This is a genomic window from Pararcticibacter amylolyticus (assembly GCF_003130405.1).
Classification (GTDB): Bacteria; Bacteroidota; Bacteroidia; order Sphingobacteriales; family Sphingobacteriaceae; genus Arcticibacter; species Arcticibacter amylolyticus.
On record NZ_QEAS01000010.1, the window covers coordinates 113572 to 122289 of the forward strand.

General features: G+C 45.0%; 8 protein-coding genes. 4 read left to right on the top strand and 4 right to left on the bottom strand.

Annotated features, from left to right (window positions below; genetic code table 11):
* The coding region (gene fmt / locus DDR33_RS13205) for a methionyl-tRNA formyltransferase (protein WP_109416268.1) at positions 1-915 on the top strand (915 nt) is incomplete at its 5' end.
* 53 nt (positions 916-968) lie between these two features.
* On the opposite strand, the gene DDR33_RS13210 is transcribed toward fmt, so the two are convergent.
* Positions 969-2795, bottom strand: a complete 1827-nt coding sequence (locus DDR33_RS13210; RefSeq protein ID WP_109416269.1) for a MutS-related protein — start codon at positions 2793-2795, stop codon at positions 969-971.
* A gap of 176 nt (positions 2796-2971) precedes the next feature.
* On the opposite strand from DDR33_RS13210, the gene DDR33_RS13215 reads away from it, so the two are divergent.
* Positions 2972-4111, top strand: a complete 1140-nt coding sequence (locus tag DDR33_RS13215) for an MFS transporter (RefSeq protein ID WP_109416270.1) — start codon at positions 2972-2974, stop codon at positions 4109-4111.
* A 74-nt stretch (positions 4112-4185) separates the two neighbouring features.
* Positions 4186-5358, top strand: coding sequence for an AI-2E family transporter (locus DDR33_RS13220; protein WP_109416271.1), 1173 nt, complete (start codon positions 4186-4188; stop codon positions 5356-5358).
* A 35-nt stretch (positions 5359-5393) separates the two neighbouring features.
* Here the strand turns inward: DDR33_RS13220 and DDR33_RS13225 are convergent, their stop codons facing one another.
* Together DDR33_RS13225 and DDR33_RS13230 are read right to left on the bottom strand one after the other, a co-directional pair.
* Positions 5394-5660 carry a DUF3820 family protein gene (locus DDR33_RS13225; protein WP_109416272.1) on the bottom strand — a complete coding sequence of 89 codons (267 nt, stop codon included), beginning with the start codon at positions 5658-5660 and terminating at the stop codon, positions 5394-5396.
* A 285-nt stretch (positions 5661-5945) separates the two neighbouring features.
* Complete coding sequence (locus tag DDR33_RS13230) at positions 5946-7550, bottom strand: L,D-transpeptidase family protein (RefSeq protein ID WP_238387797.1); 1605 nt, start codon at positions 7548-7550, stop codon at positions 5946-5948.
* A gap of 258 nt (positions 7551-7808) precedes the next feature.
* On the opposite strand from DDR33_RS13230, the gene DDR33_RS13235 reads away from it, so the two are divergent.
* The gene (locus DDR33_RS13235) at positions 7809-8297 is read left to right on the top strand and encodes a methylated-DNA--[protein]-cysteine S-methyltransferase (RefSeq protein WP_109416274.1); all 489 of its coding nucleotides are present in this window, start codon (positions 7809-7811) and stop codon (positions 8295-8297) included.
* Here DDR33_RS13235 and DDR33_RS13240 read toward each other — a convergent pair.
* The coding region (locus DDR33_RS13240; RefSeq protein ID WP_109416275.1) for a hypothetical protein at positions 8284-8718 on the bottom strand (435 nt) is incomplete at its 5' end. The genes DDR33_RS13235 and DDR33_RS13240 overlap by 14 nt on opposite strands.

Below are 8718 nucleotides of genomic sequence, written 5' to 3' on the forward strand. Positions count from 1 at the left end.
ATGAAAATAATCTTTATGGGTACGCCTGAATTTGCAGTGGCATCTCTGGATGCATTGCTTCAGGCAGGCTTAAATATTGTAGCGGTAGTGACCGCACAGGATAAACCGGCGGGAAGAGGACAAAAGATCAGTGAATCAGCAGTAAAAAAATATGCTGTTGAAAAAAGCATCCCGGTCTTACAACCTGTGAAACTGAAGGATCCGGAATTTATAGCACAGCTACGCTCTTTCAGTGCAGACCTGCAAGTGGTGGTTGCGTTCCGCATGTTACCTGAAGTGGTGTGGAACATGCCGCCGAAAGGCACCATTAATCTTCATGCCTCTCTTCTGCCCGATTACCGCGGAGCTGCTCCCATCAACTGGGCTGTTATCAATGGAGAAAAACAAACGGGGGTTACGACTTTCTTTCTGCAGCATGAGATCGATACAGGAGATATCCTGTTTTCGGACACCGTTGAGATCGGGAAAAACGAGACCGCTGGTGAACTGCATGATAAATTAATGACTACAGGCGCCCTCTTACTCGTAAAAACGGTGCAGGCAATCGAGAAAGGCGAATATGAAGAAACACCTCAGCGCGAACTCATTTCTTCGGAGCCGAAACATGCACCAAAGATCTTCAAAGAGGATTGTCAGATCAACTGGGATGAAGATGTTTTAAAGGTATACAACCTGATCAGAGGTCTCAGTCCTTACCCATCTGCTTACAGTTCATTGAATGGCAAAACCATAAAAATATACCAGGCAGATATACTCGACGAAGTCCCGGATACTGTTCCGGGAGAATACATCAGCGATGGCAAAACATATCTTAGGTTTGCATGCAGGAACGGCTATATCGACGTAAAAGAACTGCAAATAGAGGGCAAGAAAAAGATGTATATAGATGAATTCCTCAGAGGATACAGGCTTTAACAAACACCTCCCTGTCAATCTTTAAACAACAATAAAGCATCAGAGCCCGCATCTCATGGTTCTGATGCCTCATCAATTTCTACCCCCAGCTGCTTCAGTAAAAGAGAGGCATTAAATGTCTTGCAAGCCCCGTGTTTTATTTTATAATCAAAGAGCATTTCTGTACCGTTGAGATGGATATCAAAATAGAAGTTCCTGATGTAGTCAGGATATTTCACTTCCAGCTCTGATATCAGCAGATCGTGAGTGGCAACTATCCCCACAGCTCCCTCTGAGATGAGCTTCTCTATGATTGCTTTGGAACCACGGTATTTATCAGCAGAATTAGTCCCCCGAAGCATCTCATCTATCAGGAAATACAATTTCTCTTTCCTTTCCGTTGCATTCAGCAGCATCTGGAGCCGGTTGAGTTCAGCTCTGAAAGTAGAAATACTCTCGTTTAAAGAATCTTTAATCCTCATATAGGTAAAGATCTTCATGTTGGTGATCTGCATCTCCTGTGCACAAACCGGCGCTCCCGCAAGAGCCATGACGGCATTTATTCCGAGCGTCCGGAGAAAGGTACTCTTCCCCGCCATATTGGAACCGGTGATGATATCTATTTTATTTTGATTCTCCAGGCCGAAATCATTGGTAACCCGGCTTTGTTCATTTATCAGGGGATGGCCGATGGACTTCGCCGCTAACGTATAATGTTCATCATTCCTGATCTCAGGGAATGCCCACTCCGGGTAATTTATATGAACCCCGGAAATACTCAGCAGGGCCTCCATGCTTGCCAGCACATCGAACGCCTTCATCACCAGGCCGGCATTATCTGTTTTCCAGCGTTCAAGTGCAACAAGCTGACGGACATCCCATGCTAACAAGAGGCTAAATATCGGCCCGATGAACATATTCAGGCGATAACTAAGCCGGTTCAGCAGAACAGAAAGGCGTCTTACCTCCGCAGAAAGTTTAACCCGTGCATCAGTTTTCAAGTCATCCTGAAGCCGGGTACAGAACGGGGATACCCACGCCTCCTCTTCTATCATTTTAAAGCCTTCAGCATATTTCGAAAGAGTCCCTCCTGCTTTGCCAATCAGCATGTCAGTCCTGTTGATCTCCTTCAGATGAGAGAGAACGAGAAATGCGTTTATTAATACAGGAATAAAAAAAGCAATTAGTACAGGCGTATACAGGACAGATCCTAATACAAGACAAAGATGTATCAGTGGCAGATACCGGACATACAAAGCAAGCCATTTCTTTCTTGAGACCAAAGCTGTTTGAAAATATCTCAGCAAGCCTGAAATTTCATTTTTTGCCGAATCTGAATTAGCAAATAAAAGTGTCGCCTGGAATTTCATCTTCCAGTCAATCTTTCCTGCGATCTCCTTTACGGCCTGCTGTCTCCGGAGGATTTCCTCATTTGGGGCGGCAGAAAGAAGCCATTCGGCCAGGCGGCTGCACCCCGAAAAAGTAGAACAACGGTTAATGAGATTGAACAAAGATGCCTTGCCCAGGATATCCAGGTCTGATGCGTAAGGGTGTTCGTCTCCCGCAAATTCAGAACCATCACTGTAAATGTTCTTACCGGCTTGTATGCTATCGGTCTCATTCTCATTTACCTTTTTAAGCGCAATAAAAAACTGTTTGATCTTTTCAAACTTGCTCTGCCTGCTCACCATCCATACGAACAGAACAACGACAGCAAAGAAAACCAGTTCTGTCAGCCAGATCTTCTCAAATCCGAAGGTCTGCCAGAAAACAAATCCGCCCCCCAGGAGTGTTACTAAACGAAGGAGGGAATATTGATTGACAAGACGCGTATACCTTGCAATTTCTTCATCAGATGTACGTATCATCCCTTCATAAAAGGACATTACTTTTTCTTTCATGGGACGTAAATATACAAATTAGTGCCAGCGATTACCCGTTCCCGGCCTGTTATCCCGGTTTTCTCTTTAAAACTCTTTCCACAAGACGGATGAGAGACCGATAAATTTATCTAAGTTTGCCTCATAATTACTATACACGATGCTGAAACCAGACGGATTTCGGCAACAGCAAAGACATGATTTCTCCCAAACGGGCACGCATTGCCACTACTATTTTCTTCTTTATTTCCGGATTCGGATTCTCCACCTGGGCATCGCGGATTCCCGCTATGCAGCAAAGGCTTGACTTAAGTGATGCTGCATTGGGCTCCGTCTTATTTGCGCTTCCACTTGGATTGATGCTGACACTCCCGGTAACCGGCTATCTTCTTCAGAGGTTCAGCAGCAGGACCATCATGTTTTCCGGGGCAGTACTTTTCAATCTGATGCTGTGCATGATCGGCTTCAGCACATCCTCCTGGCAACTGATCGTTGCTCTTTTCTTTTTTGGATCCTCCCGGAATCTGATGAATATCTCCCTGAATGCCCAATCCGTCGGAGTACAGTCATTATACGACAGGTCCATTATTACCACGTTTCATGGCGTATGGAGCATTGCCGGCTTTGCAGGTGCAGCAGCAGGATCACTGATGGTATCTGCCGATATTTCGCCTTCAGTTCACCTCCTTATCGCAGGAGGCCTCATGATAGTGCTCGGCTGTTACGCTGTCCGCGACACTTTACCCCAGCCTCCGTCAGCAAAAGACGAAAAAAAGAGCTTTATCCTCCCCGACCGCTCTCTTCTTAAATTCGGGCTTATTTCCTTTGTTTCTATGGCCTGTGAAGGTACGATGTACGACTGGAGCGGTATCTATTTCCAGAAAGCCGTTCATGCATCCAAAGACGTCGTTACACTGGGTTACGTTGTATACATGATCGCAATGGCTACCGGAAGGTTTATAGGAGACAGGCTTGTCGGAAGATTTGGTGTGATGAATATGCTTAAGTTCAGTGGTGTTTTAATATGTACCGGGCTGGCTCTTGCGGCCTTATTTCCATTTCCGGTGACCGCTGGTATCGGTTTTATGTTTACCGGGCTCGGCGTGTCCTGCGTGGTTCCGCTTGTATTCAGCATTGCCGGAAAATCAAAGGCGATGGGAACAGGACCTGCAATCGCAGCCATCTCTACTGTCGGGTATTTTGGCTTCCTCGTGGTACCTCCCCTGATCGGATATATTTCCCATACCGCGGGTTTGAGGTGGGCTTTCGGCTTAATGGCAATGCTTGGAGCTTCCATGTCGCTGCTCGTGATGAAAATAAACAAAGAAAATGCTTAATTTTTACTTCATAAAGCATTTTCAGGCCAACCTATTCATTTTTGTTTTGTTGAGTAGTTAATCTCAAAGAAAATATGAAAGAAATTCCTATGACAGTGAAGCGTTCAATAGAACTGCTTGGACTGTTTCTGGTCGGTGCTCTCCTCGTGCTCGGCAGTAATATTATCATGCCATTGATCATGGCATTCTTCATCAGTATTGTCCTTCTTCCGCCGTACAGGTTTTTCAGGAAGAAAAGGTTCCCCAATGTTCTGGCAATACTGCTGCCTATTTTGATTATGCTGACAGTGGTAGCTGCTATCGGATGGTTCTTTTCCGCACAGGCAGCAAGGTTAATTGCCGACTTCCCCCAGATCCAGAAAAACGTCAGCCTGCATTTAAACTCACTCAGCAGGTGGATCGACCAAATCAGCCATTTTTCCCCTACCGAGCAGATAAAATTTGTGAATGAACAGAGTGCCAAGCTGCTCAACTACGCTGCAGCACTCCTGGGCGGAGCTGCAGGGTCCGTCTCATCAGCTTTTATATTCATGGGGCTGCTTCCTATCTACGTTTTCCTGATGCTGAATTATAAGAACCTTCTTCTGCGTTTCATTTTCATGTGGTTTCCCGCAGAACAGCATGACAAAGTAGAAGAAGTTCTGAGTGAAAGTGAGTCGATTATAAAAAGCTATCTCATTGGGCTTCTGATCCAGGTGACTTATATGACAGTCTTCCTTGGTGGGATACTGTTATTGTTTGGCATTAAGCATGCCCTGCTGATCGGAGTGCTTTTTGCCCTTCTCAACCTCATTCCATATATCGGGGCATTGATTGGAAATATTTTGGGTGTACTTCTAACACTAAGCTCATCACAGTCGCTTACTCCGGTCCTTATTGTCCTGTGTACAATCGCTTTCGTTCAGTTTCTTGATAATAACATTCTGATGCCGCGTATCGTAGGATCGAAAGTCCGCATCAATGCCCTTGGTGCCATCGTCGGCGTACTTGTCGGCGGAGCTATAGCCGGTATTTCGGGAATGTTTCTTTCCCTGCCTGTTATTGCTGTGATAAAAATTATTTTCGACCGCTCGGAAATGTTTAAACCCTGGGGTGTTCTGCTGGGCGACGAAAATCCGAATGAGAGCCCCATGAGAAAACGGATGCTGCGCTCAAAAAGCGATCTTGTTCGTGAAAAGCTGGAGGCTGAGAATGATATCGAAACAACCGATAAATCTGAGGAAGTTCAGGAACGGAAAGATCCTTAACCGGGAAAATAATGCAGGCAGTGTCTGTCAGGCTTTTAGTACTTCCTTTTTACTTCAGGGATTATAAATCCCTGAGCTCCTTTTAGGGCAGACTTGTCTTTCAGAGGCTTCAGAAGATATTCGAGGCCATTTAACCTGATTTCGTACATAGTCTGAAGTATCATCCCCAGCTTTCCCTGGGGAAAGCCCTTTTGCGAAAACCAAACCAGATAATACTCCGGAAGATTGCAGATCAGGGTTCCTTTATATTTGCCGAAAGGCATTTCCATAGTTACAAGCTGCTCCAGTATCTCGGGATTCATATTTCCAAAGGTAGGGGTTTTGATTTAGTATTAAGATATCGGCACCGGATGTAAGGACTAAAAACCTGGGGGTAAATATTATAATATTGACAAAGGTTATTGTCACATGGAAAATGCACCGTAATGGCTTCCCGGTCTTTACTTGAGAAACGATGTCCAGTTTCTCCTCAAACGGTTTTTTCCCCATAAAAATAAAACCCCAAAAGTTGCTGTCCAACTTTTGGGGTTCACTTCAGGCTGATTCAGCCTCTTTCCTATTTTCGGTTTTGCAATCTCTATTCCGATCTATAATTTACTAAAGTACATCGACTTGAGCTTCTGATCGTGCCCGTATACGTCATCATAAAACCGCACTTTTCCATTCGGGTCAGCTGAAGCGGTGAGATAAACCAGATAAACAGGCATCTTCTTTTTAAGAGGAACATATTTTTCCTTGCGTGTCTGCACCTGATCCATGATCTTCGATTTATCCCATCCTGAATCACGCAGAAGGTAAACAGCCAGATCTATCGGGCGCTCAACGCGTACACACCCGTGGCTGAAGTCACGTTTAGACATACTAAACAGCTCGGTAGAAGGGGTATCGTGAAGATAAATGTTCATAGAATTCGGGAAGATAAATTTCACATCCCCCAAATCGTTCTTTGGGCCCGGCTTTCTTCTGACGGTATATGGAAAACTACCGGTTCCCGCAGCTGACCAGTCAACCGAAGACGGATCAACCGGATTACCGCTCTTGTCTATCACCTCCATATCCATCGACTCAAGATATCCAGGGTTGGAGGCAACTTTAGGAGCTATTTCATTTTTAAGGATACCCGGCGGAATGTTCCAATATGGAGACAATACAACATGTTCCATCAGGTCGCTGAAAATAGGAGTTGAATTAAGCTCCTTCCCAACGATCACCTTCATATTGATTTCCTCTTTTCCTTTTTCATATACGCGGAGCCTGAATTCCGGGATATTAACGATCAGGTAGTTCGGCTCGAAACTCTGAGGGATCCATCTCCATCGCTCCATATTGATGATCACCTGGCGGATACGGTCATCAACAGGAATATTCATAAAAGCCACTGTCGGCTTATTGAGCGTACCTGTTGCTGTGAGGCCATTCTCCTCCTGGAATTTCTTCAAAGCAGCAGAAAGTTCGGGGGTAAACGCATTATCCTGACCTTTGTTGAGACTGTCCGGAGCAATAAAAGCGGCAAGCCTTTTCTTCAGCAAGGGTACCACTGGTGAACTCTGACCAGGCTTCAAAGAGGCTCCTGCCGGAATCTTTGGCCATCCTCCTTCTGCCTTGATCTTACGGTAATTAGCAAGGGCTTTTTTCAAATTCGCATATTCGGGATGCATGGGCTTAAACTGAGCATACGGAAGATTACTTTCCCGCTCTCCTAATACAGACTGGAGGGCTATATGCAACTTCATCCTGTTTCTTTTCACATCCCAGTCTGCCTTGCTTTGCTCCCTGGGTTCAAGCAGCCCGCGGTAATAGTCGGAAGCCCAGTTGAGGTATGTGGCAGAAAGCGCCGCGTCGATTTCCTTCTCCAGTTCATCTCTTTTCTCAAGATCGCGTTTTATACCTTTTAATTCCTTCAGCAAGGCATCAAAATCCACAACGTTATAATTAGCCGGATCCAGGCCCTCCTCCCCTGCTCTTTTAACAACCCCGAGCATCTGCTCCGCCTGTGGCACCAGTTCATGATCTTTAAACCACCCAAGCTTATACTCCCTTTCTTTATAGAACTGCATTGCCCAATACAGATCATCTTTAAAGACCGGCTTTGAATTCATATACTGAGTCACATACGCGCTGTCCAGAACAGGCTGTTCTCCTGACTTCCTTTTACTACACTGACTGAACAGAAAAATAATTGCAGTCGCCATAATAAAAAAAGGCGTCTGCTTAACGAGCGAATTAAATGATAATCGTACAGTTTGATAAGTCATAAATAGATCCTCAATGTGTGTTTCTTATTAATTAAGTTCATTAAGTATAAAAACTGTGCCATTCGGAGAAAAGCAATAAGAAGACATTGGGAAGGAGCATAAAGATAAAACAAATGTCGCCTGGCTGGGGATAAGATGCACCTGGAAGCGCTGAAGGAAAAGATCCGGAAAGAGTAGATTTTTTTAACTTAGCATATGTTTATCTCACTCCTTGAAACACCCGTCGGCGTTCTCTCTATAGAAGCAGATGATGAATATGTCAGTGCCGTTATGTGCCATGATGAGCCGCGCGGGGATTTACCTGAAGAATGTCCTAATACCTTAACCACCCTGGCAGCAGACCAGCTCAGGGAGTATTTTATGAGTAAAAGAAGTTTATTTGACTTTCCCTTTAAACAAAAAGGAACAGAATTTCAGCAGAAAGTATGGACGGAACTTCTTAATATCCCTCCTGGTTATCCTATCAGTTATGCTGCCCTTTCCCGTCGTATGAGAAATCCGCTTGCCATAAGGGCGATCGCGGCAGCCAACGGTAAGAATAATATGATGATCGTGGTTCCATGCCATCGTGTGATAGGCAGCTCGGGCGAACTCGTTGGCTACGCAGGAGGGCTCTGGCGAAAAAAATGGCTTCTTGAACACGAAGCCAAAATGATGCAGATCGGACAGACTACACTGCTATAGCTCCGTCGGATCTGCTTACAATTTCTTTTTTTCTTCTTCCTCCAATGATCATTATAACAGATCCGGCAAGCAAAAGTGACCAGCCTACCCACCTGTAATGTACTAAACCGGCGGCGGCTCTCGCCAGCTTTTTAAAAGGAATAAAACTAAACGAATCATTCACTTTAAAATGTACCGCTACAAGCGTCAATAAAACAAGAAAAAGAGCTGTCCAGCCCGAAAACCTGACGAGGCCAGCTTTCCCTGTAAGTGAACCTATGATTCCCAGTGCAGCTACAAGATAAACCACAGAGGCAAGCCCCGAATGCAGGTCCCAGTAATTCCAGTTTCCGATAATAGGTAAATGCACCATAGGACTAAGCCCTCCCGCAACTATCAGCAGGGCCCCCGTAAGACCGATATAATTCTTTGAGTTCATGAT